This is a genomic window from Vibrio sp. Vb1127 (assembly GCF_033338735.1).
Lineage (GTDB): Bacteria > Pseudomonadota > Gammaproteobacteria > Enterobacterales > Vibrionaceae > Vibrio > Vibrio alginolyticus.
In genome coordinates, this window is sequence record NZ_JAWOTF010000020.1 from 1 (window position 1) to 23,224 (window position 23,224).

General features: G+C 46.3%; 18 protein-coding genes. 4 read left to right on the top strand and 14 right to left on the bottom strand.

Annotation, left to right across the window (positions count from 1 at the left end):
* Nucleotides 1–892 precede the first annotated feature (892 nt).
* The gene (locus R7H07_RS19510) at nucleotides 893–2,464 is read left to right on the top strand and encodes an ABC-F family ATP-binding cassette domain-containing protein (protein ID WP_206960040.1); all 1,572 of its coding nucleotides are present in this window, start codon (nucleotides 893–895) and stop codon (nucleotides 2,462–2,464) included.
* On the top strand, nucleotides 2,461–3,618 hold the full coding sequence (locus R7H07_RS19515) for an MFS transporter (RefSeq protein ID WP_065274945.1): 1,158 nt from the start codon (nucleotides 2,461–2,463) through the stop codon (nucleotides 3,616–3,618). The genes R7H07_RS19510 and R7H07_RS19515 overlap by 4 nt, the downstream gene beginning before the upstream one ends.
* 74 nt (nucleotides 3,619–3,692) lie before the next feature.
* Here R7H07_RS19515 and fis read toward each other — a convergent pair whose 3' ends face one another.
* From fis to R7H07_RS19560, 9 genes are all read right to left on the bottom strand, one after another.
* Nucleotides 3,693–3,989, bottom strand: coding sequence for a DNA-binding transcriptional regulator Fis (gene fis / locus R7H07_RS19520; RefSeq protein ID WP_000462885.1), 297 nt, complete (start codon nucleotides 3,987–3,989; stop codon nucleotides 3,693–3,695).
* Nucleotides 3,990–4,012: 23 nt separating this feature from the next.
* Nucleotides 4,013–4,981 carry a tRNA dihydrouridine synthase DusB gene (dusB, locus tag R7H07_RS19525; protein WP_005382505.1) on the bottom strand — a complete coding sequence of 323 codons (969 nt, stop codon included), beginning with the start codon at nucleotides 4,979–4,981 and terminating at the stop codon, nucleotides 4,013–4,015.
* A 139-nt stretch (nucleotides 4,982–5,120) separates the two neighbouring features.
* Complete coding sequence (gene prmA / locus R7H07_RS19530; protein ID WP_065274944.1) at nucleotides 5,121–6,008, bottom strand: 50S ribosomal protein L11 methyltransferase; 888 nt, start codon at nucleotides 6,006–6,008, stop codon at nucleotides 5,121–5,123.
* 165 nt (nucleotides 6,009–6,173) lie between these two features.
* Nucleotides 6,174–7,517, bottom strand: coding sequence for an acetyl-CoA carboxylase biotin carboxylase subunit (gene accC, locus R7H07_RS19535; protein ID WP_005382509.1), 1,344 nt, complete (start codon nucleotides 7,515–7,517; stop codon nucleotides 6,174–6,176).
* A gap of 14 nt (nucleotides 7,518–7,531) precedes the next feature.
* Nucleotides 7,532–7,993 (bottom strand): acetyl-CoA carboxylase biotin carboxyl carrier protein, encoded by a 462-nt coding sequence (gene accB, locus R7H07_RS19540; protein ID WP_005386355.1) that lies wholly within the window; start codon nucleotides 7,991–7,993, stop codon nucleotides 7,532–7,534.
* A 61-nt stretch (nucleotides 7,994–8,054) separates the two neighbouring features.
* Nucleotides 8,055–8,504, bottom strand: coding sequence for a type II 3-dehydroquinate dehydratase (gene aroQ, locus R7H07_RS19545; RefSeq protein ID WP_005382360.1), 450 nt, complete (start codon nucleotides 8,502–8,504; stop codon nucleotides 8,055–8,057).
* Nucleotides 8,505–8,807: 303 nt separating this feature from the next.
* Entirely contained in the window at nucleotides 8,808–10,760 is a 1,953-nt protein-coding gene (gene acs / locus R7H07_RS19550; protein WP_005386359.1) for an acetate--CoA ligase, read from the bottom strand.
* 237 nt (nucleotides 10,761–10,997) lie between these two features.
* Nucleotides 10,998–11,627, bottom strand: coding sequence for a 3'-5' exonuclease (locus tag R7H07_RS19555; RefSeq protein ID WP_005382363.1), 630 nt, complete (start codon nucleotides 11,625–11,627; stop codon nucleotides 10,998–11,000).
* A gap of 33 nt (nucleotides 11,628–11,660) precedes the next feature.
* Nucleotides 11,661–13,487 carry a DUF294 nucleotidyltransferase-like domain-containing protein gene (locus tag R7H07_RS19560; RefSeq protein ID WP_158156983.1) on the bottom strand — a complete coding sequence of 609 codons (1,827 nt, stop codon included), beginning with the start codon at nucleotides 13,485–13,487 and terminating at the stop codon, nucleotides 11,661–11,663.
* 233 nt (nucleotides 13,488–13,720) lie between these two features.
* On the opposite strand from R7H07_RS19560, the gene R7H07_RS19565 reads away from it, so the two are divergent.
* Nucleotides 13,721–14,908, top strand: a complete 1,188-nt coding sequence (locus R7H07_RS19565) for a 3-phenylpropionate MFS transporter (protein ID WP_206960038.1) — start codon at nucleotides 13,721–13,723, stop codon at nucleotides 14,906–14,908.
* A gap of 135 nt (nucleotides 14,909–15,043) precedes the next feature.
* Nucleotides 15,044–18,475, top strand: a complete 3,432-nt coding sequence (locus tag R7H07_RS19570) for a PAS-domain containing protein (protein ID WP_206960028.1) — start codon at nucleotides 15,044–15,046, stop codon at nucleotides 18,473–18,475.
* A gap of 90 nt (nucleotides 18,476–18,565) precedes the next feature.
* Here the strand turns inward: R7H07_RS19570 and R7H07_RS19575 are convergent, their stop codons facing one another.
* The 5 genes from R7H07_RS19575 to R7H07_RS19595 all read right to left on the bottom strand — a co-directional run bounded on the left by R7H07_RS19575 (nucleotide 18,566) and on the right by R7H07_RS19595 (nucleotide 23,140).
* Complete coding sequence (locus R7H07_RS19575; protein WP_206960025.1) at nucleotides 18,566–19,951, bottom strand: class II fumarate hydratase; 1,386 nt, start codon at nucleotides 19,949–19,951, stop codon at nucleotides 18,566–18,568.
* Nucleotides 19,952–19,968: 17 nt separating this feature from the next.
* The gene (locus R7H07_RS19580) at nucleotides 19,969–20,346 is read right to left on the bottom strand and encodes a hypothetical protein (RefSeq protein ID WP_005382370.1); all 378 of its coding nucleotides are present in this window, start codon (nucleotides 20,344–20,346) and stop codon (nucleotides 19,969–19,971) included.
* Nucleotides 20,347–20,545: 199 nt separating this feature from the next.
* Nucleotides 20,546–21,028, bottom strand: a complete 483-nt coding sequence (locus R7H07_RS19585) for a hypothetical protein (protein WP_005382371.1) — start codon at nucleotides 21,026–21,028, stop codon at nucleotides 20,546–20,548.
* 108 nt (nucleotides 21,029–21,136) lie between these two features.
* A complete protein-coding gene (locus tag R7H07_RS19590) occupies nucleotides 21,137–22,864 on the bottom strand; it encodes a sodium:solute symporter family protein (RefSeq protein WP_005382372.1) in 1,728 nt (575 codons plus the stop codon).
* 12 nt (nucleotides 22,865–22,876) lie between these two features.
* Nucleotides 22,877–23,140, bottom strand: coding sequence for a DUF4212 domain-containing protein (locus tag R7H07_RS19595; protein ID WP_005382373.1), 264 nt, complete (start codon nucleotides 23,138–23,140; stop codon nucleotides 22,877–22,879).
* Nucleotides 23,141–23,224: the final 84 nt, after the last annotated feature.

Genomic DNA, 23,224 nt, shown 5'->3' on the forward strand with positions numbered 1-23,224 from the left:
TCGTTTTGGTTCCCCGACTTACCTTAAACCCACTTTCATATTGAAACCTTGCATCGAGAGGCCGGCTTCCCTCTGGCGATGCTTTCTAAGCCCTGTTATGAGTGAAGTGGAACGCAGTTTTGTGTGGTTTCTGCAGTCTCGAGCGCTAGTTTTGAGCCCCTGTGCTTAACTTACCAAAGCTTCCTTTATTATTACCTGGAAAATTTATTCAATAGGTTATGTTATTTTCGGGGGAGATTTCTCTGCTTTAGATGTTTTGATTTAGCCATAGGCGCTTATTAATATAAACTCAGCGCATTTAAAACTTTCCAAACATGGATTTTGTTTTGTCGATCTATTTAAGCCAGTGTCTTAAAGTATATTCGCTACTTCTTCCCTCTAACCCTCTCCAACCTTCAAAGCCACCACTACGTACGTATAACGTGAGCGGTATAGGTGCTTTCATAGCTGTGTTTGCTGAGTAAGTCGTTCACCTAGCACATTGACTGAGGAAAGGTCTTCTTTCAGTGGATCTTCGTCTAAGTCACGATAGTTTTTAATAATTATCTGGTACTTTTTATTCTAAAGGTGTACGCTTCACATCGAATATTTTTTCGACAGTAAATCATGTTATATCTCTTGTTTAAAAGCTTTGTAAGAAGGCTGAACTCCGTGCAAAAAACGCGATGAAGTGTTGCTCGGAGTCTTAAATTAATCTTCATCAGGTGTTTTATGTGTGGGTAGCTTCGCTGAAGTTATACGCAGGTGCTTGTACACCTGATAAAAGAGAAGAGATGGCCGGTGATATTTCATCATCGGCCTTTTTGTATCTGTTAAGCAGCTACAAAGCATTTCCCAGTATTGAAATAAGGGCCGGTATTGATCACCGGCCCTTTTTTATTTGGTTGAAAACATGAGTATTTTACAAGTTAAAAATTTGTCTTATCAGATAGCCGATAAGACATTATACAACAACGTGACCTTTCGTATTAACGTGGGAGAGAAAGTAGGTATCACCGGAGCGAATGGTGTTGGAAAAAGCACCTTATTGAAACTGCTTTTCGGTGAATTATCTGCAGATAAGGGCCGCATTGAATGGTTACCAAGCCTTGAGGTAGGGTATTTAGAACAACATTTTAAGATCGATAATGTGCTGACAGTTCATGAGTGTTTAAAGGGCTCTTTTGAGAGTTTATACGCTGCAGAGCAAAAGCTTTGGACTTTGTATCATGCGATGACCGAGTCTCACTCTACATCTCTTTTAAGCCAAGTCGCTCGGCTACAGGCATATTTAGAAGATGAAAACTTCTATGCAATTAATACCAAAATTGAACAAGTTGCTGTAGGTCTTGGCATTTATCAATTTGGCTTAGATACACCGCTTGTCTCGCTAAGTGGCGGTCAAAGACACAAAGTCCTTTTAGGCAGGTTGTTACTTCGCAACCCCGATGTGTTAATTCTTGATGAGCCGACAAACTATCTTGATGCTCCGCACATTGAATGGCTAGTCACGTTTCTCAATGATTACATTGGCACCGTTTTACTGGTTTCTCATGATGTTGATTTCCTTAATCAAGTAGCGACCAGTATTTGTGATATTGATTATCAAACGGTTCGAAAATACAGCGGCACTTATGTCAAAGCAATGCAGCAAAAGCATCACGATGGTGCTTTGATAGAAAAGCAATATAAGGCTCAGCAAAATGAAATTCGAAAGTTAGAGCAATTTATTGCCAAAAATGGCGCTGGAGTTAACGCGAGTCTTGCTAAAGGGCGTAAGAAAAAACTGGATAAAATCGAACGTATTCAACTGAATAATGTAGAGAAAGTATCGATGTTTGACTTTGCTTACCAGCCCATTGGGCAACCGAATGTGATTGACGCAAAAGCGTTGATGATCGGTTATCAGCAGCCTCTGCTTCCAGTGTTTGATATCACGTTAGCGCGCGGGGAAAAGTTGGTTGTTGCTGGCTTTAACGGCGTGGGTAAGTCGACCTTACTTAAAACCCTGATGGGGGAGATCGAGCCACTCTCTGGTGAGGTGGTATTGGCAAAAGGTGCAATGATTGGTTATTTTTCTCAAGATTTGTCTTGGCGCCATCCTCAGAACACACCTGAACAGGAGCTGTGCTCTTGTGCGCCAACAATCTCAAGCAAAGAGTCACGCAAGCTATTAGCTCGCTTTGGGATTACGGGGGATAAGACGCAGCGCCACTTAGATACATTGAGCGGTGGTGAGCAAACTCGGGTGAAGTTGTGTTGTTTATCGGTTCAGAAATGCAATGTTTTGCTGTTGGACGAACCAACAACACATTTGGATAGCAGCAGTAAAAATGCGCTTAAAGAGGCTCTCCAGCGCTTTTCCGGTAGCGTGATTGTAGTATCTCATGAGAAGGCATTTTTGCAATCTTGGCCTGATAGAGTTTTAGATATTTCGTTGCTCACTTGTGCTGAATCGGAAACAGAACAGGAGGTGGAGCTATGATGCAGTCCATGATCCTATTTCTCGTGGCTTTTCTTGTTGGTGCTGATGAGTTGATGCTTGGATCTATTCTTGAACCTATCGGAAATGATTTAAGTGTTCAACCGAGTCAGGTGACCTTATTTATTACAGCATATAGTTTAGCCATAGCAATTTGCGCTCCTTACTTGGGCCGTTTATCAGACCGAGTTGGGCGTATTCGTATCATGGTGCCTGCTTGCTTTGTATTTGGGGTTGCGTCTATTACGACGGGCATAGTTCATGATTTTGAACTTGCTATTGCAACTCGAGTGATCACTGGTATTGCAAGTGCAGGCATGTTACCAATTGCATTCGCGTTAGCGGGAGACGCGAAGGGTAATAGAGCGATGCGTCAAATTGTGATGGTTCAGGCGGGATTAACGCTAGGTATGATAACTAGCCCGGCGATCGGAGCATTGTTGACCCAGCTTTTATCATGGCGTGCCGCTTTTATTATTTTGGGCGTTGCGGCTCTTTTTGTCGGTGCCATGAGCGTAGTGTCCATGAACAACAAGCATAATGAGTCCAAGAAGTCAGATACTCTGCCACCTATCACAGACGTCATTCATCTTCCAGGCGCGTTGAGGGCGATTCTAGCGATGTGTTTAGGCCTAGGGGGAGGTATTGGTGTATTTAACCTGATAGGCCTTCATATTCGAGATACCAGTGATTTGGCGCTCGGTTGGGTGGGCGCTATTTATGCAGCTCTAGGGATCGTGAGTGTGGTTGGAAATATGTGCGTGGCGAGAGCTTCTCGCTGGCTTGGTAGCTCTCGAGCCGTTATGCGAGTGGCTTTAATGGTGTGCATACCTTGCAGTGCATGGGTGTTCTCAAATGAGATGAGTACGGTGACCGCTTATCTTCCAGCTCTAGTGCTCTGGTCTCTTGCTGGAGGGTTTGGTTCTCCGGCATTACAAGCACATATCGCAAGCTTATCTGATGAATATCGAGGTGTGTTAATGTCTTCTGGAATGAGTATGATGCACTTTGGTGTCGCGATTTGGTCTGCCTTGGCGGGCTTCGCGTATTCTGTAGGCAATGAATGGGTCGCTTTCGTGGCTTTCCTATTGTTTGGCTCAGCAGTAGTTATCTTAAAGCCAGTTGGTAATACTGAACAAAGTGAGCGTTATTCGTAGTGTTTTAGTAGATAAAGAAAAGCCGTTACCTAAAAAGGTAACGGCTTGTTCCAAATACTTTTTGAAAAACGGTCTTAGTTCATGCCGTATTTCTTAAGTTTCTTGCGAAGAGTACCGCGGTTGATACCCATCATAGTTGCTGCGCGAGTTTGGTTACCGCGAGTGTACTGCATGATAGTATCTAGTAGTGGCTGTTCAACTTCAGCTAGAACTAATTCGTATAGTTCTGTTACTTCCTGGCCGTTTAGTTGAGCAAGGTAGTTTTTAAGAGACGCTTTAACAGAGTCACGTAAAGGCTTCTGAGTAATCTGGTCTTGTGACGTTACTGTAGTTACTGTTAATGCTTCTGAAGTCAGATTTTGTTCGAACATATTCGGTCTAGCTCTTCTCTTAATTATGATGCAACGTTATCAAAATAACCTTCTAACGCCTCAATTTGCAGCGGAGCTGCGTCGATAGCGTTGAAGGTACGGCGAAACTCACTTGCCTGTTCATGCTCTTTCAGGTACCACCCAACGTGCTTGCGCGCGATACGTGGACCTAAGAACTCCCCATAAAACTCATGCAGAGCATTTACATGACCAAGCATAATGGTTTTCACTTCCTCAGTTGGAAGTTCCTCCATTGTGGTGCCGTTTTCCAAATAGTGATGGATTTCCTGGAAAATCCAAGGACGACCCTGGGCAGGGCGTCCAATCATTAAAGCGTCCGCACCGGTGTACTCCAGTACAAATTTGGCTTTCTCCGGGCTATCGATATCACCGTTCGCGATAACCGGAATTGAAATCGCCTCTTTTACCGCTTTAATGCTGTCATATTCGGCCTCACCTTTGTACATACATGCTTTCGTTCTGCCATGCAGAGCAAGAGCTTGTATGCCGCAGTTTTCGGCTAATTTAGCGATCTGGACACAGTTCTTGTTGTCTGTATCCCAGCCAGTTCGAGTCTTTAACGTTACAGGAACGTCCACTGCATTCACGACCGCTTTCAAAATCTCTTCGATAATGTTTGGGTATTGAAGCAGAGCAGAGCCCGCTAGCTTCTTATTCACTTTTTTTGCCGGGCAGCCCATGTTGATGTCGATGATTTGTGCACCGTTCTCAACACTGAATTGAGCTGCGTCCGCCATAAGCTGTGGATCGGAACCCGCAATCTGTACAGAGCGAATGCCCGATTCGCCCTCGTGTACCATGCGCTGTTTCGACTTTGACGTTCCCCATAGTTTTGGGTTAGCAGACATCATTTCACTGACGGCCATTCCCGCACCATAGCGAAGACACAACTCGCGAAACGGTCTATCCGTTACACCAGCCATAGGGGCTACGATTAGATTGTTCTTAAGTTGATAGTTTCCGATTTTCAAAACGTCATCACAGTTCTGTACCAGCAAGGGCGCGCATTTTACGCATTTTTTCACTGCGTGAAAAGACTAATATTTGAGCATTTACAAATTGTTTTTGTAAATTGTATGAATTTCAAACAATTAGCTCTGAAAACCTTGTCTAGCCTTGCTTACGACCAGAGATGCGACACCATTCACTTTGCTCAACAATCGGGTCAATGTGAAGCTCGTCACGGTAATAGTTCGCAACATCTTCAGCTTGAGTGTCTAATACGCCGGACATAGCGAGGTCGCCATTTGGCTTAACTAGTCCTTTGATGATAGGTGCAAGTTCACGTAAAGGTCCCGCAAGGATGTTGGCCACAACGATGTCAGCGACGAGACCTTCAGGTTGATTTTGCGGTAAGTAAACTTCTAGTTTGTCTGCAACGCCATTACGCTCAGCATTGTCTTTTGAAGCAAGCAGGGCTTGAGGATCAATGTCGATCCCTATCACTTTTTCAGCGCCCAGTTTGATCGCTGCGATCGCAAGAATACCTGAGCCACAACCGAAGTCGATAACGGTCTTACCGCTTAAGTCCATGCTTTCTAGCCACTCAAGACAAAGTGCTGTTGTAGGGTGAGTACCCGTACCGAATGCAAGGCCTGGATCCAACATAACATTAACAGCGTCAGGATCTGGAATATCGCGCCAGCTTGGACAAATCCATAAGCGTTCACCAAATTTCATTGGGTGGAAGTTTTCCATCCATTCGCGTTCCCAGTCTTTATCTTCAAGCTGTTCTACTTTGTAAGCAAAATTGTCAGCCAGCATGTTGCTCGCTTTAACTTGGTCGATGATGAAGTTAGTGTCTGCTTCTGCATCATACAGTGCCAGAATATCAGTATCGCCCCATAAGCGAGTTTCGCCAGGTAGAGGTTCGAATACAGGTGTATCCTGCGCGTCTAAGAATGTAACAGACAGCGCGCCAGTCTCTTCCATTAGCATATCGCCGATTTGCTCAGCGTTTTCATTGGTCGCGTTGAGTTTGATTTGAATCCAAGGCATTGGTTTTTGCTCTTAAAGTGAATGAAGTGGCGCAGAGTTTACCAGAACTCTACGATTTGTTTGAGTATATACCCAAATAAGCCGATTTATATGTTGAGCCCTTCGCGTACATATAAAACAAAAATGCCCACGGGAGTGGGCATTTTTTAAGACGTTTGCTTAGGCTTATTGTAAGCCAAGCTTCTTCTCTAGGTAGTGGATGTTTGCACCACCGTGTTGGAAGTTTTCGTCATTCATAATGGAGAATTGCAGTGGCACGTTAGTTTTGATGCCTTCGATGATCATCTCACCCAGTGCGTTTTTCATACGTGCAATCGCTACATCACGGTTCTCACCGTAAGTGATCAGTTTACCAATCATTGAATCGTAATGAGGTGGAACTGTGTAGCCTGTGTAGATATGAGATTCCCAACGTACACCCATACCGCCAGGAGCGTGGAAACGCTCGATCTTACCCGGAGATGGTAGGAAGCGCTCAGGGTCTTCTGCGTTGATACGACACTCAATCGCATGGCCACGGATCTTAATATCATCTTGAGTGAATGACAGAGGCTGACCCGCTGCAACACGAAGCTGTTCTTTGATTAGGTCGATGCCAGTAACCATCTCTGTTACTGGGTGCTCTACTTGAATACGAGTGTTCATTTCGATGAAGTAGAACTCACCGTTCTCGTATAGGAATTCAAACGTACCTGCGCCGCGGTAACCGATCTCGATACATGCACGAGTACAGCGTTCACCGATGTACTTACGCATTTCTTCTGTGATACCAGGTGCTGGAGCTTCTTCCACTACTTTTTGGTGACGACGTTGCATTGAACAGTCACGCTCACCAAGGTGGATTGCGCCGCCTTGACCGTCAGCAATAACCTGAACTTCAACGTGACGAGGGTTTTCTAGGAATTTCTCCATGTAAACCATGTCATTGTTGAACGCCGCTTTTGCTTCAGCACGTGTCATTGCAATAGCTTGGATAAGGTCTTTCTCTGCGCGAACAACACGCATACCACGACCGCCGCCGCCGCCAGATGCTTTGATGATTACTGGGTAACCAATGCGCTTAGCAAATGCTTTGTTTTTCTCTTCGTCATTGTCTAGAGGGCCGTCAGAACCCGGTACACAAGGAACGCCTGCTTTCTTCATTGCATTGATAGCAGATACTTTATCGCCCATTAGGCGGATAGTGTCTGCCTTTGGACCAACGAAGATGAAACCACTGCGCTCAACTTGCTCTGCGAAGTCTGCGTTCTCAGACAGGAAGCCGTAACCTGGGTGGATAGCCACAGCACCAGTCACTTCTGCTGCAGAAATGATGCGTGGAATGTTTAGGTAGCTGTCGATACCACGAGCAGGGCCGATACATACGGTTTCGTCTGCGAGTAGTACGTGCTTAAGATCGCGGTCCGCTGTTGAGTGAACAGCGACGGTCTTAATACCTAATTCTTTACAAGCGCGAAGAATACGAAGTGCAATTTCACCTCGGTTCGCGATGACTACTTTGTCTAGCATAAGGCAAGCCCCGCTTATTCGATTACAACAAGAGGTTGGTCGAATTCAACTGGTTGGCCGTCTTCAGCTAGGATTGCTGTAACAACGCCAGATTTGTCCGCTTCGATTTGGTTCATCATTTTCATTGCTTCAACAATACATAGAGTATCGCCAGCATTTACTTTCTGACCCACTTCTACGAATGCTTTAGAGTCTGGGCTTGGAGAGCGGTAGAAAGTACCAACCATTGGAGAAAGAACTTGGTGACCTGCAGGTGTTGCTGCTGGAGCTTCTGCTGCTGGCGCTTCCGCTACTGGTGCCGCTGCTACTGGAGCAGGTGCCGCCGCTGGAGCTGCTGCGTAGTGAATTGGTGCTTGAGGGGCTGCAGTGCCATGACGGCTGATGCGCACTGACTCTTCACCTTCAGAGATCTCTAGCTCAGCAATGCCAGACTCTTCAACTAACTCAATTAGCTTCTTGATTTTACGAATATCCATCTTTTCTTTCTCTTTTATCTTGTGATTAAGACAACCCTCGTAGGGTTGCAGAGTGTTAGGGTTACTTTGCCTGAAGCTTATTGATCGCTGCAGACAGAGCAAATTCATAACCTTGTGCGCCTAAACCGCAAATCACACCCTCTGCTTTATCTGACAGGTAAGAGTGATGACGGAATGGTTCACGTGCGTGCACATTTGATAAGTGCACCTCAATAAATGGGATGGCGACGCCAAGTAATGCATCTCGCAGCGCCACACTAGTATGAGTGAAAGCCGCTGGATTGATGATGATGAAGTCAATCTTGCCATAGGCAGCGTGAATGGCTTCAATCAGTTCGTACTCACGATTTGATTGTAGGTGTTCCAGTTCTACCCCAGCGTTATGGGCTTGCTCTGTAAGAGTATCCACAACTTGAGCTAAGGTACTGTGACCATAGTGTGTCGGTTCGCGCAGACCCAATAGATTAAGATTTGGTCCGTTTAGAACAAGAATCCGTGACTTTGCAGACATTGTGTTGCTATCTTCCCTTATCGTGAGTGGAACGTTTATATTCCCAAATATACGATAGTTCAGCACGATTTTTTTGTTAAAACCGAGCAAATTTTAAAAAATCGACCAAGATTATAGCTAATTCATAGCAATTAGCAGCAATTTACTGGTCTAATCTCCTAATAGCCACTCTCGTTTCTGTAACCAAGTTAACAAAAACAACATAATTGCCATATTTTTTGTGTGGCCAATTTGTGCACTAAAGCAAAAAACCGCCATGAGTGATGGCGGTTTTTAAAGTGCTTTTAAAACAGTTGGTTGAATTTATGCCAATTCTGCTTTCTCTGCGATAAGTTTATCTACAACGCTCGGATCGGCAAGCGTTGATGTGTCTCCGAGGTTGCTAGTATCACCCGTTGCAATTTTACGCAGGATTCGACGCATGATCTTACCAGAACGAGTCTTCGGTAAGGAATCCGTCCAGTGCAGTACATCTGGTGTTGCAATTGGACCAATTTCTTTACGCACCCAATCTTTCACTTCTTTGTGTAGCTCTGCTGACGGGAATTCACCATCGTTCAAGGTAATGTAAGCGTAGATAGCTTGGCCTTTGATATCATGCGGAATGCCCACAATAGCGGCCTCAGCAATTTTATGATGTGCGACAAGAGCCGATTCTATTTCAGCGGTACCCATGCGGTGACCCGACACGTTTAGTACGTCATCAACACGGCCCGTGATCCAGTAGTAACCGTCTTCGTCACGACGAGCCCCATCACTAGTAAAGTACATTCCCTTAAAGGTTGAGAAGTAGGTCTGTTCAAAGCGCTCGTGGTCGCCATAAACAGTACGCATCTGACCTGGCCATGAATCAAGGATCACCAAGTTACCTTCTGCTGCGGTTTCTTCAATGATGTTGCCCATGTTATCAACCAGTGCAGGTTGGACTCCGAAGAATGGTCGAGTTGCTGAGCCTGGTTTTAAATCTGTTGCGCCTGGTAGTGGTGCAATTAAGATACCGCCGGTCTCTGTTTGCCACCAAGTATCAACGATAGGCGAGCTCTCGTTACCAATCGTTTTGTAGTACCACTCCCACGCTTCAGGGTTGATAGGCTCACCTACTGAACCCATCACACGTAAGCTTGAACGAGATGTCCCTGCTACCGCTTCGTTACCTTTTGCCATTAGTGCACGAATAGCGGTTGGCGCAGTGTAGAGAATGTTCACTTGGTGCTTATCAACCACTTCACTCATACGAGCCGTGCTTGGGTAGTTTGGAACACCTTCAAACAGAATGGTTTTGGCCCCGTTCGCTAGTGGACCATAAATTAGGTAAGTATGGCCTGTAATCCAGCCCACATCCGCGGTACACCAGAAGGTTTCACCTGGTTGATAATCGAAGACATATTTAAAGGTCATTGCCGCGTAGACGAGGTAACCGCCTGTAGTATGTAGTACGCCTTTAGGTTTACCTGTCGAGCCAGATGTGTAGAGGATGAACAGCGGGTCTTCGGCTTTCATCTCTTCTGGTGGGCAAACGTCAGAAACGTTGGCTGTTGCTTCGTGCCACCAAACATCACGGTGTTCATGCCATTCAACATCACCACCTGTACGTTTAAGCACGACGACTTTATTGATGGTTTTTACGTCTGGGTTGGTTAGTGCTTCATCCACGTTCTTTTTCAGTGGAACAGCGCGTCCGCCACGTACGCCTTCGTCTGCGGTGATCACGACTTTAGCGTCAGAGTCGATGATACGGCCGGATAGTGCTTCTGGTGAGAAACCGCCAAATACTACGGTGTGAACCGCACCAATACGGGTACAAGCGAGCATAGCCACTGCAGCTTCTGGCACCATTGGCATGTATAGACACACCACGTCGCCCTTGCGTACGCCTTGCTCTTTCAATGCGTTGGAGAATTTACACACTTCTTTGTGCAGTTCGTTGAAAGTGAGTGTTTTGTCGTCGGCTGGATCATCGCCTTCCCAAATGATGGCGACGTCATCCCCGTGTTCTGCAAGATGACGGTCAATACAGTTAGCCGAGACGTTCAGTGTGCCATCTTCAAACCAGCGAATATCAACATGGCCAGTGTCGAAAGAAGTGCTTTTTACTTTGGTGAAAGGTTTGATCCAATCAACGATTTTGCCGTGTTCGTTCCAGAAGCCCTCTGGATCGGTTACCGACTGCTGATACATGGCTAAGTAAGTATCATTATCCGCGTGTGTATGAGTTTTAATATTTTCTTTTACCGGATAAACGTGGGCTTCGCTCATGGCTTCTCTCCTTGTGCCTTATTTCTCGGCCTTACACCAATCTAGATAAGATTTTGAATATATTTTTGTAGGGCTGTTTTTTGGTTCTAAATAACTTGGTCGTGGTAATGACGACGTTGTGCTTATAACTGTCAGTCACCGCGCGTATTTCCACAATTAGACTTTAGGATGAGAGTGATGGAAGCGCCGGGAAATCGCTGAAACAAAAGCATTTCTGGGAGCTAGGTCAACTGATTTTTATGTATACGGCGCGGTTAGGTTGGGTAAATCGCCTTTCGTTAAGCGGACAAAGACCAAAGCGGCAGAAATCGCGTCTTGCAAGGCGTCGTGTTTGTCTTGGATAGGAAGTTCGAGGTGTTTACAAATGGCATCCAGACTTAAGTCGAAATAGGCATTCGGCAAATGTCGTTCCAACTTATCGTGGTAAATCTGACTGACTTCGATCAGTGGGTTAGGAAGTGGGAAGCCAAGTTGCCGCAGACAAGCAAGGTCTAAGATCTTTTTATCGTAACGAATGTGATAGCCCACAAGTGGTCGGTTGCCGATAAAGTCGAGCAGCTCGAGCAGCGCCTCTTTTTCACTGATGCCATCGACTAAGTCTTGGTGGCGAATTCGATGGATCTTGACCGAGCCTGAGTCGAGCGATTGCGGCGCGCGTAAGCGGACTTCAAATGGTTGACTGGTGATGATGCGGTTGTCGATGATCTTGGTGGCTGCAATAGTCACCAGCTCGGCGCGATTTGGGTCAAGGCTGGTGGTTTCGCAGTCAAGAGAGACGTATTCTGTTTTATCTGGCGTGCAAAACAGCGACTGATAAGGCGAACCTTTCAGTTTGTAGTGCCAGTATTTGCGTTGTAACCAGTTCATTGCCTACGCCTCTGTGATTTATGAAAATCAGGGTTAATCACGAATTTGATAATGGAAGCCTAAAAATTGCTTAAATTTCTTCACCACATGTAAGCTGTGGCGAAGCAAATCACGCTCAGTTCTATCCAGTTGTTTAATATCAATGTTATTCAACGCTTCTTGCTTTTTGAGTTGCTGGTTAAGGCGAAGTTTAAAGAACAATTTTAGTGCTTCGTTGAGATTATCTGCTGTTTCGGGTTCTAAGATGCGCTTATTTCTCAGAGCTTCAATGCGCTCAAACGTGTTCTTCTCCTCAATGGCATATTCCAAAGACAAGGTGCGAATGCCGTGTACAATTGGGAAAATACCGCCGCGTTTAATGTCCAATCCGTCTTTAGCACTTTTTACGTTGCCAAATAGAGTTAGGGGCACCGAAAACTGCAAGGCAGGGCGAGTAAAGTCAGACAATATCAACATGCGATCTTTCATTGTGTCACGAAGATGCGCCGCAATTGGAGCCAGCAGCTCGCAATTCCCAGCAACAGCATGGGCGTCACTGAAAATGGCTAAGTCCATGATTTGTTGTGGTTCAGCTTTAGCTATCCAGTGGTTTAGGGTGCTTATCCATTCTTGCTGTGTTTTGACCCATTTCGGGTTGTTAACCATCACTTTACCAGGGCAAAGTGGATAACCGAGCTGTTGTAGTGTGTGTGTGAAGGATTGCATAACTTGTTCGCAATGAGGCCATTCCAGACCATCTTGAATAATCAGGGCATTGTCTTGATCGGTTTTGAGAATTTGCTCTCCTCGGCCTTCAGAGCCGAGTACGATCAAGCAACAATGGTCGTGCAAGGCTGGTGGTATTACTAACTCGAACGCTTTCTCGATAATTTGCTCGTTTACGGCTGAGATCAGCTCCATGATGAAGCGAGTGCGGATGCCGTTTTTCAATAAGCTCTCGACCAATTGACGTTGGCGGTTTGAGGCCAAAGCGAGCTCTACCACGCTGCTTGCTCGAGCAATACTGAGCGTTAACACGTGAGAGTGGGTTGAGAACGCGCTAAGAATTTGGGTCATATCCAGCATGCCAACGGCTCTGTTACCTTCACATACCATGAGGCGTTTCATTCTGTTTCTGGTCATTGTGATCATGGCGTTGAATAGAAAGTCACCATCATCAACGTGATAAACAGGAAAGCTCGCGATCTCACCCACTGGTGTGTCGAGCGCGCAACCATCCAACATCACAGAATGCAGCATATTAGTACGAGTCACTATTGCGTACGGGTGGGCTGATGGCCATTTTTCCAATCGTGGATCATCGCCATGGAGTTGAACCAATGCAGCGTCAATCCCATTTTCTTTTAAGGAACGTGTTACCTCGTTAATTGGTGTATTTGGTTCGAGGATCATCGGTGGGTGATAAATGCTGCGGTCAACTTTAGTGAGAATAAACTCCGCTAAGTTTTGCTGTTGATGGGCCGCTTCGATGAGCTCTTGCCGTTTCGATAAATTGTTATCGAAATAGGCTGCAAACTGGCCATTTTCGTTGTAAAGGGCAAGGAAAATTTCTTTCGGCAGTAGGTAAGAGAGCGTGTCCTCAAGCGCGATGTAGTGATGACGTACCTTGTCTTCAAGTAACGAGCGTACATCGAACATATCGTCGTTGGCATAATGTGCGAACACTTCCTGTTGATCGTTGGAGCGCTCTTCTACCGCGCCTTTGATCAGAATATGTAAGTGGGGGTTCTTCTGTCCGCAGGATAAAATAACATCTCGAGCTCGATAGTAGGCGACGTCCAGAGACGATCGCAGTCGCGTTTGTTGTGCTTCAGTTAAGCGATCGAACGGTGGAGATTGCATGTTAAATTTGTCAGGCATGAGAACACCCAATAATGATGGAAGGAACACTCTCTAAGTCTGACAAATTTCTTACCGGAAGCCAGACGACTTTGGTCTAAATTACGATGTTTTCGCTTGAAGATGCCAAATGTCGCAAAGTTAGTATTCCATCGAGGAAACGATAAGTTTCTTATTCTTCCCTTTTTATAATACGCATGGCGATCCATAATTCCCGGCTCGAACGTTGGTGTTCCCGTTTTAGGATATTTGTAATGTTGAAACCTTCTCCGTATGGCTGGATTTCCCAGTACTTTCTCGGATTCTTCTTTGCGTATGGCGTGTATCTGCCATTTTGGTCACTTTGGTTTAAGGATCAGGGCGTATCTTCGACAGATATCGGTTTGCTGGTCGGGTTAGGCCTTGCGACACGTTGTGTTGCCAATATCGTGATCACCCCACGAGTACACAAAGTCGAACATCTTATGCCTGCTTTACGTTGGTTGAGTTTCGCTGCCCTCCTTTTTGTTGGATTTCACTTTTTTACGGGTGGTAGCTTTTGGTTAATGGCACTAGCGACAGTGTTGTTCAATCTTTGTTGTGGACCGATTATTCCGTTGTCGGACGCGATGGCAAATTACTACGCTCGCCTGAAAATGCTCGATTATGGCCGCACGCGGCTATGGGGTTCGATCGCCTTTATCGCAGGCTCGACGGCAGTGGGCTACCTGGTGGCTGAATTTGGCTCCGATATGATCTTGTACACTGCGATGTGCGGCGTGTTTATCTCGTTGCTGTTTGCTATGCGACCGACTAACCCAATGCCTGTAACGCACGGTGGGCAAAGCGCAGAACGTCCAAAGCTGACCGCTCTTTTGACCGACAAGCCGATACTAAAATTCTTAGTGTTGGTGTCACTAATTCAGGGCAGTCATGCGGCTTACTACGGCTTTAGTGCGATTCACTGGAAGGCCGCTGGTCACTCGGAAGATGTCATTGGCTACTTATGGAGCTTGGGGGTGGCCGCAGAAGTGGCAGTGTTTGCACTGAGTAAGCGTTTATTCGTAGGTTGGTCAATACGCGCGCTGTTTATTGCTGCTGCCGTTGGTGTAATGATGCGTTGGGGGATTACGGCGTCGACAACATCAATTATTGCTTTGGTGATTGTTCAACTATTGCATGGTGTGACTTTCGCTACCGCACACATTGCCGCGATCCAATATATCCAAAACTCCGAAGAAAATAAGATCGTAGCGTTGCAAGCGTTGTATAACGCGATTCCGTTGGGCGCATTTATCGCGTTAATGACCGTATTGAGTGGCTGGGGTTATGAGCACTGGGGACCGCTTGTGTTCTGGGGCATGGCCGCGATGGGGTTATTGGCTCTGTTCGTCAAGCTTGATTCGCAAGACCCACATCAGGTGGTTGATGTATCAGACAAGCCACTTGAAACACAGAATTAGACTTATGTAACAAAGGTTAAAAACTAAGCTTTGTCTCCGTTATCAAAGCAGTGTTAAATGAAACCTCTCCCTCATGGAGAGGTTTTTTTATTCTCTTGCTTTAAAAGTAGCAAGAAAGGCAAGAAAGGATATCGGATGCAAGGATGGCTGGTGGTTCCCGTTTCTTTAGCGTATTTGGGAGCTTTATTTATCATCGCGTGGTACGGCGACATTCAGAAAAGGTGGCTAGCGCGCTGGCGGCCTTGGATTTATAGTCTTTCCATTGCGGTGTACTGTACATCATGGACCTTCTACGGCACGGTCGGGCAGGCCAGCAGTAATCCTTGGTCTTTCTTGCCCATCTATATTGCCCCCATTTTAGTGTTTACCATCGGATGGCGCGTTTTAGCTCGGCTTATTTTGATTGCTAAACGGGAACACATCACGTCGATTGCTGACTTTATCGGAGCACGCTACGGTAAATCCCAAGGCTTGGCCGTGGTTGTTACGCTCATAGCGGTTGCGGGAATTTTGCCGTACATTGCTTTACAGCTGCGTGGTATCACTATGGGGCTTGAAATCATTGCTCCGGAGCTGGCTACTGATTTTGGTTATCAAAACGATAGCGTGTCGTGGTTTGTTGTGGTCGCATTGGCGATTTTTACGATGCTATTCGGTACCCGCCACATTGATAACACGGAACACCATCGTGGGATGATGATGGCAATTGCCTTCGAATCCATTATCAAACTGCTGGCTTTTTTAGTGGTTGGTGTCTTCATTGTTTGGTTGGCGATGAACACCGAGAATTTGAGCTTAATTGATGTTGCCGCACAGACGTATCAGTCACCAAATATCCCGACTATATTGATTCATACTGTACTCACGATGCTGGCGATCGTTTGCCTTCCGCGACAATTCCATACGATGGTGGTGGAAAATGAACGTGCTCAAGATTTGCACGTGGCTCGTTGGTTGTTCCCCATTTATCTGATCTTAATGGGGATTTTTGTTTTACCTATTGCGTGGGTAGGGCAAGGTCTCTTGAGTGGCGCTTCGCCTGATACTTATGTCATCAGTGTACCGATGTCGGTAGGGGCGAGTGAAATCGCCTTGCTTGCGTTTTTAGGCGGTACTTCAGCGGCAAGCGGCATGGTTATCGTATCGACGATTGCCTTAGCGATCATGGTCTCGAATGACTTGGTTATGCCATTGCTATTGCGTCGCATGCGACTGACGCAGCGTAACCACCACCATTTTTCTGAATTATTACTGCGGATCCGCCGTGGTTTGATTTTAGTTTTGTTGATTGGCGCGTGGTGTTTCTATCAAGCGTTGGACACCATTCATTCACTTTCTGCTATCGGCTTTCTCTCGTTTGCGGCTATCACGCAATTCGCTCCTGCGCTGGTTGGCGGTATGTATTGGCGTCAAGGGAATAAGAAAGGTGTGTATGTTGGCCTCGCGGTGGGTTTTGCTACCTGGCTGATTACGTTAATGAGCCAAACAGACATGCTTGCCGGAGACTCCAGTAATAACTTCCTGATCTGGTTGATTACGCCACCAGAGGTATTGGCTAGTTTTGATATCGCGATTTCAGATTGGGGGATGATCCTCAGCGTGGTCGCTAATGCAGTGTGTTTTGTTGTGGTTTCTATGGCTACCCGACCAAGCCTAAGTGAGCGCTTACAATCGGCATCATTCGTTGGTACACCGTTGCCTGAAAGCGAAAATATGAGTCTGTACCAGAGCCGCGTTACGGTTGCAGAACTGGAAATGCTAGCATCCAGATTTGTAGGACGAACGCGAGTTAAAGCGGCGTTTCAAGCCTACTGGAGCCAGCAACGAGAAGAGTTGATGCCGAATCAACAAGCGCCATCTTCTCTGATTCGGCATACGGAGCGTGTGCTAGCAGGGGTATTTGGAGCATCTTCTGCTAAGTTAGTACTTACTTCCGCTCTGCAAGGAAGAAACATGCAGCTTGAAGAGGTGGCGACTATCGTCGATGAAGCCTCTGAACTGTACGATTTTAGTCGGGGTTTACTCCAAGGCGCGATTGAGCATATTGGACAAGGTATTGCGGTCGTCGATAAGCAACTACGCTTGGTTGCGTGGAACCAACGCTATTTAGAACTCTTTGAATTTCCGCCAGGCCTGATTCAAGTAGGTCGACCGATTGCGGATGTGATTCGGCACAATGCAGAGCAGGGGTTGTGTGGCCCTGGTGACCCTGATGACCACGTCCGTCGCCGTGTTTATCACCTTGAGCAAGGGACTCGGCACACCTCTTCTCGGGTTCGTCCCGATGGTCGCGTGATAGAGGTGCAAGGTAACCCAATGCCAGGTGGTGGCTTTGTGATGAGCTTTACCGACATCACCGTATTCCGTGATGCAGAGCAAGCACTGAAAGACGCCAACGAGACATTGGAAGAAAGGGTACGTCTGCGGACTCGAGAATTAGAACAACTTAACAAGCAGCTGGTGGAAGCGACGCAGCGCTCGGATTTGGAATCGAAGTCCAAATCACGGTTCTTGGCGGCAGTAAGCCATGACTTGATGCAACCGCTCAACGCGGCGCGTCTATTCGCATCTTCACTATCGGAAGTCGCCAAAGACAGCGAAGCCAAAAAGCTGTCAGCACACATTGAAAGTGCTTTAGAGGCTGCCGAAGACTTAATTGGAGATTTGCTGGATATCTCGCGCTTGGAATCGGGCAAGTTGGAAGTCAACGTGCATGGCTTTGCGTTAAATGATGTGTTATCGAATTTGAATGCTGAGTTTAGTGCGTTAGCCAAACAGCAAGGTATAGAGTTCACCATGATTCCGTCCTCACTCATGGTTAAGTCGGATCCCAAACTGCTGCGCCGTGTGGTGCAAAACTTCCTGACCAATGCGTTTCGTTATAACCCGAATGGCAAAGTCGCACTCGGTGTTCGCCGCGTGAAAGGGCGAGTGCGTATTGATGTATGGGATAATGGAGTGGGGATTGAAGAAGAGAAGCAGCAAGAGATTTTTGAAGAGTTTAATCGCGGAACTCAAGTTCGTTCCGACCAAGGTCTCGGACTTGGTTTGGCGATTTCGAAAGGAATTGCTCAGGTACTTGGGCATGAAATTTCGATGCGCTCTTGGGTTGGAAAAGGCAGTGTTTTTTCCATCACCCTAGATAAAGCTGATCATGTTCAGCCTCATCCAGTTCACGTGGCGATGAATAAGCAATCTGAACTTGGTCATCTGAGAATCCTATGTGTCGATAATGAGCCTGACATTCTAGTCGGCATGGAAAACTTACTTTCCCGATGGGGCTGCGATACACGAGTTGCGATTGATTTAGTTGAAAGTCTACAAGCGCTTGAGGATGGTTGGATTCCGGATGTAATTTTCTCCGATTACCGACTTGATGATGGTCGTACTGGTTTAGAAGTGCTACAGCAATGCCGCCTGAGATTAGGCCACAGCTTTGAAGGCGTCATCATCAGTGCAGATCGTACCGATGATATGCTTGATGGCATCAAAGCAAATGGGTTCAGCTTTATTGCTAAGCCAGTTAAGCCGCTTAAGCTGCGTTCGGTGCTCAATCGAGTCGCTTAGGATTGGAGTGTTTGAAAAATCACTATAAAAGAGACCTCCGAATGGAGGTCTCGATATTTGTAATCTTAGTTGATAGGCTGAGTTTGCCGTTTATTCTGCGACGCCGCCTTGGGTCAGTTTGGCTGGATTAAGCAATCGCTCTAGTGTGGCTCTATCCAAATCAGTTTCTTCTTCCGCGACATCAATAATCGCGCGTCCCTGTTTGTAGGCTTTTTTCGCGACTTCTGCCGCTTTTAGGTAACCAATGACCGGGTTGAGAGCCGTGACCAAAATTGGGTTTTTGGCGAGTGCTACATCCAAGTTATCTTGGCGAACTTCAAACGTCGCAATGGCTTTGTCAGCTAAAGCGGTTGCGCTGTTAGAGAGTAACTCGATGCTCTCCAATACGTTATGAGCAATAACTGGCAGCATGACGTTAAGCTGGAAGTTGCCCGCTTGGCCTGCGACGGTAATGGTGGTGTCATTACCAATGACTTGCGCTGATGCCATAGCTGCGGCTTCTGGGATCACAGGGTTTACTTTGCCAGGCATGATGGAAGAACCCGGTTGCAAGCCTTGTAATTCAATTTCACCTAAACCAGCCAATGGGCCTGAATTCATCCAACGAAGATCGTTTGCGATCTTCATGATCGCAACTGCTGCTGTTTTGAGCTGTCCCGACAGAGCGACGATCGCATCTTGACTGCTTAAATTGAAAAAGAAGTTATCACTGGCCGTGAACTGAATACGAGTTGACTGGGTTAGGTTGCTAGCGAATAAGTCTGCAAAGCGTGGATCGGCATTGATCCCCGTTCCAACCGCCGTACCACCTTGGGCTAAGGCTTTTACAGCAGGAAGTGTTTGTTCAATCGCTTGTTTTGCATGCTCGATTTGGAACTGCCAACCGCCAAGTTCTTGAGCAAAGGTAATTGGCATCGCATCCATTAAGTGGGTGCGACCGGTTTTTACAACATCTTTCAATGCTTGTTGCTTAGACTCTAGTGTTTGGCTTAGGTGTGACAGGGCCGGGAAGAGCTGTTTTTCAATGGCTAATGCTGCGCTAACTTGAATGGCCGTCGGTACCACATCGTTGCTGCTTTGTCCCATGTTGACGTGATCATTAGGGCTGACAGTGCCGCCTAGATGCTGGGAGGCCAGTGTTGCAATTACTTCATTCGCATTCATATTTGAGCTAGTGCCTGATCCCGTTTGGAACACGTCAATTGGGAATTGCTCAATATGATTGCCTTCGATAATTTCTTGAGCTGCGTCAGCGATCGCGTTGGCAATATCTCCCTCAAGCAGCCCTAGCTGTGCGTTGGTGAGTGCCGCAGTCTGCTTGATGTATGCTAACGCTTTGATAAAACCAGATGGCATTTTATGTTGACTGAATGAGAAGTTATCGACGGCGCGTTGAGTCTGGGCTTGGTAGAGAGCATCTGCAGGGACCGTTACTTCGCCCATACTGTCAGTTTCTATGCGGAATTCGGTGCTCATGGTAGGGATCCTTTTGGTTAATCGAGTGAGATTTGAATCAGGCGTAATTGTTGTTGTAGTGCGAGAAATTTCACGTCGCCTTGTTCAAACTGGTAGTAATAGCGTTTGAGGCAAAATAATGGCGTATGGATAGAATCGAGACAGACACGACGGAAGATACGACTGCGAGTTGAGTCTTGAATTGCGTCTAGTAAATGGAAATAAACCTGACGTAAAAACAGCTCACACAACAATAGATTTTCTTCATCGGCATCGTGTTCATAACAGGAAGACAACACCATTCCCCAATGAATATAGTCATGAATCACGTCTGGCTCAAAGCCATGTGGTGCGGCGAGAAGGAATCTATCTTGGGCTTTAAAAAATGCGTTAAAGATGTCCCGTTTGTTGTCCATAACCACCTCTCATTAAATGTAATGATAATTATTATCAATTAACTTGTGAGTTGGCAACCCTTTTTAGAGTAAGAGGTTGTTGAAGAAAGACTTACGGAAACAAAAGCCGACGCAAAGGCGTCGGCTGAGTAGGAATTCATTTATGCTGAGTGAAACTAAGTCACTGTCGTTTGAAGGCCGGTGAATTAGCTTGTCAGCGTTATTCAGTAAATAAGGTTTCGTACTTCACAAATGCGGTTTGCGTTTCACCATAATACAGTGTGCCGCCTGATTGAATGACGACTCTTAACCAGCTTTCTGCAGATGCAGGCTTTGGTAAGGTGATGTACCAGCTTTGGCCTGCTTGATCGGCGGGCTTCATATCAATCGGTTGAGCGTTTTTCTCTTTGTCACTCACAATAGAAACTTTAACCCCTTCGAGTGGGTAAGCGGCGTTGAGTGACAATTCTAAGTTATTTTTAGTGAGTTTTTCCGAGCGAAATTTCACTTTAAAATCGCCATTTTCCATATCACACAGACCGCTGGTGTAACGACAATTAGACTTACTCGCGAGTTTGTAAGTTTCCCCTTCTTGCGCCGCGTGGGGCTTCTCGCTGAGGGCCATATCGGTACCGAAGTAAGCGATCAAAGAGAGAACTGGCGCAATCAGTAGAGCGAGAATAAAGTGCTTGTTTTTGAACATCTTGGCTTCCTTGCAACGACATACTGCGAATATGGTAACTGAAAAGTGAGAATAAAAAAGCCCCGGACGGCTGGTTCCAAACGGGGCTTTTGTGGTTTTGATTAGTTTTTAGTGATCCACTGCACTACCAGCACCTACTGGCACGCGAACGTGTTCGACTAGGTCTTTTACTTCTTGTGGCGTTTCTGCTGTTACTTTGGATACAGCGAATGCGACGATGAAGTTAAATAGTGCGCCAATAGCACCAAACGCGTTTGGCTCAATACCTAGGAACCAGTTTGTTCCCCAGCTTTCTAGATATTTCCAATCAGCAACGAAAAGGATGCCTTTGTGTTGGAATACGTAGAACAGCGTAATACTGATACCCGCAATCATACCGGCGATTGCGCCTTCTTTGTTGATGCTCTTGCTGAAGATGCCCATCATCAATGCAGGGAAGATGGATGAAGCGGCAAGACCAAAGGCGAGTGCTACCGTACCTGCGGCAAATCCAGGCGGATTTAAACCGAGATAGCCTGCGGCTGCTATCGCTACTGCCATTGATATTCGACTAGCAAGTAGCTCTTTTTTCTCGGATATGTTCGGATTGATAACCCCTTTGATTAAGTCATGGGAAATAGCTGAAGAAATGGCGAGTAGTAAACCTGCTGCGGTAGATAGTGCAGCTGCAAGACCACCTGCTGCCACAAGTGCAATCACCCAGTTTGGTAGTTTAGCGATCTCTGGGTTAGCCAATACCATGATGTCGTTATCAACGCGCAGTTCGTTGGTGGACGCATCTGAAGTGTATTGGATATTGCCATCGCCATTTTTATCGTCAAAACCGAGTAGTCCAGTTGTTTCCCAGTTTTTGAACCACGCAGGACGCTCGTCATACGCTAGGTGCTGACCCGGAGCTGGATTTACCGTATTCATTAGGTTGAGACGAGCCATCGCTGATACCGCTGGTGCAGTAGTGTAAAGGATTGCGATGAAGATCAGAGCCCAGCCTGCTGATGTACGTGCGTCGCGAACCTTCGGCACGGTAAAGAAACGGATAATTACGTGTGGTAGACCGGCAGTACCAATCATCAGTGACATGGTGTAGACAAACATATTAAGTGTGTCGCCACGTACTTGGGTCGTGTATTCACTGAATCCGAGTTCGGTCACCACTTGGTCAAGCCGATCGAGTAGATAGACATCGGTACCAGCCATGGTACTCCCCAGACCAATTTGTGGGATTGGGTTACCAGTGAGTTGCAGAGAGATAAAGATTGCAGGGATAGTGTAAGCAAGAATGAGTACGCAATATTGAGCAATCTGCGTGTAAGTGATGCCTTTCATGCCGCCAAGAACCGCGTACATGAAAACGATACACATACCAATTAATAGGCCGGTGGAGTAATCCACTTCTAAGAAGCGACCAAACGCAACACCTACGCCTTTCATCTGACCGATAACATAAGTCACTGATGCGATGATAAGACAAACAACCGCTACGATACGTGCTGTGTTGGAGTAAAAGCGTTCACCAACAAACTCTGGCACCGTAAACTTACCAAATTTGCGTAGGTAAGGCGCTAGCAACAGCGCAAGCAGAACGTAGCCACCAGTCCAACCCATTAGAAATACTGAGCCGCCATAGCCCATGAAGGCAATTAAGCCTGCCATTGAGATAAACGACGCTGCGGACATCCAATCGGCTGCGGTTGCCATACCGTTTGCAATCGGGTTTACACCGCCACCAGCAACATAAAACTCTTTGGTTGAGCCGGCGCGAGCCCAAATAGCAATCCCGATGTACAGGATGAACGTGGCGCCAACGACCAGGTAGGTAATAGTTTTCAAATCCATCTGAGTGACTCCTTATTCGTCCACGCCGAATTCACGGTCAATTTGGCGCATCTTCCATGCGTAATAGAAAATAATTCCTAGGAAGGCATAGATGGAGCCTTGTTGAGCAAACCAGAAACCGAGTTTGTAGCCGCCTAGTTGAAATTGATTTAGTACGTCGACAAATAAGATGCCGCAGCCGAAAGACACGACGAACCAGATGACCATTAGGCCGATCATGAGCTTCACGTTTTTGTCCCAATAGGCTTTGGCTCTTTCTTCGCTTTCAAATGCCATTGCCGTCTCCTTACGATTGGTATTGTTGTTAATGAAATGTTTCAATATGTACATTAGCAAGGTGTTGGCAATAACTCTTTTCAA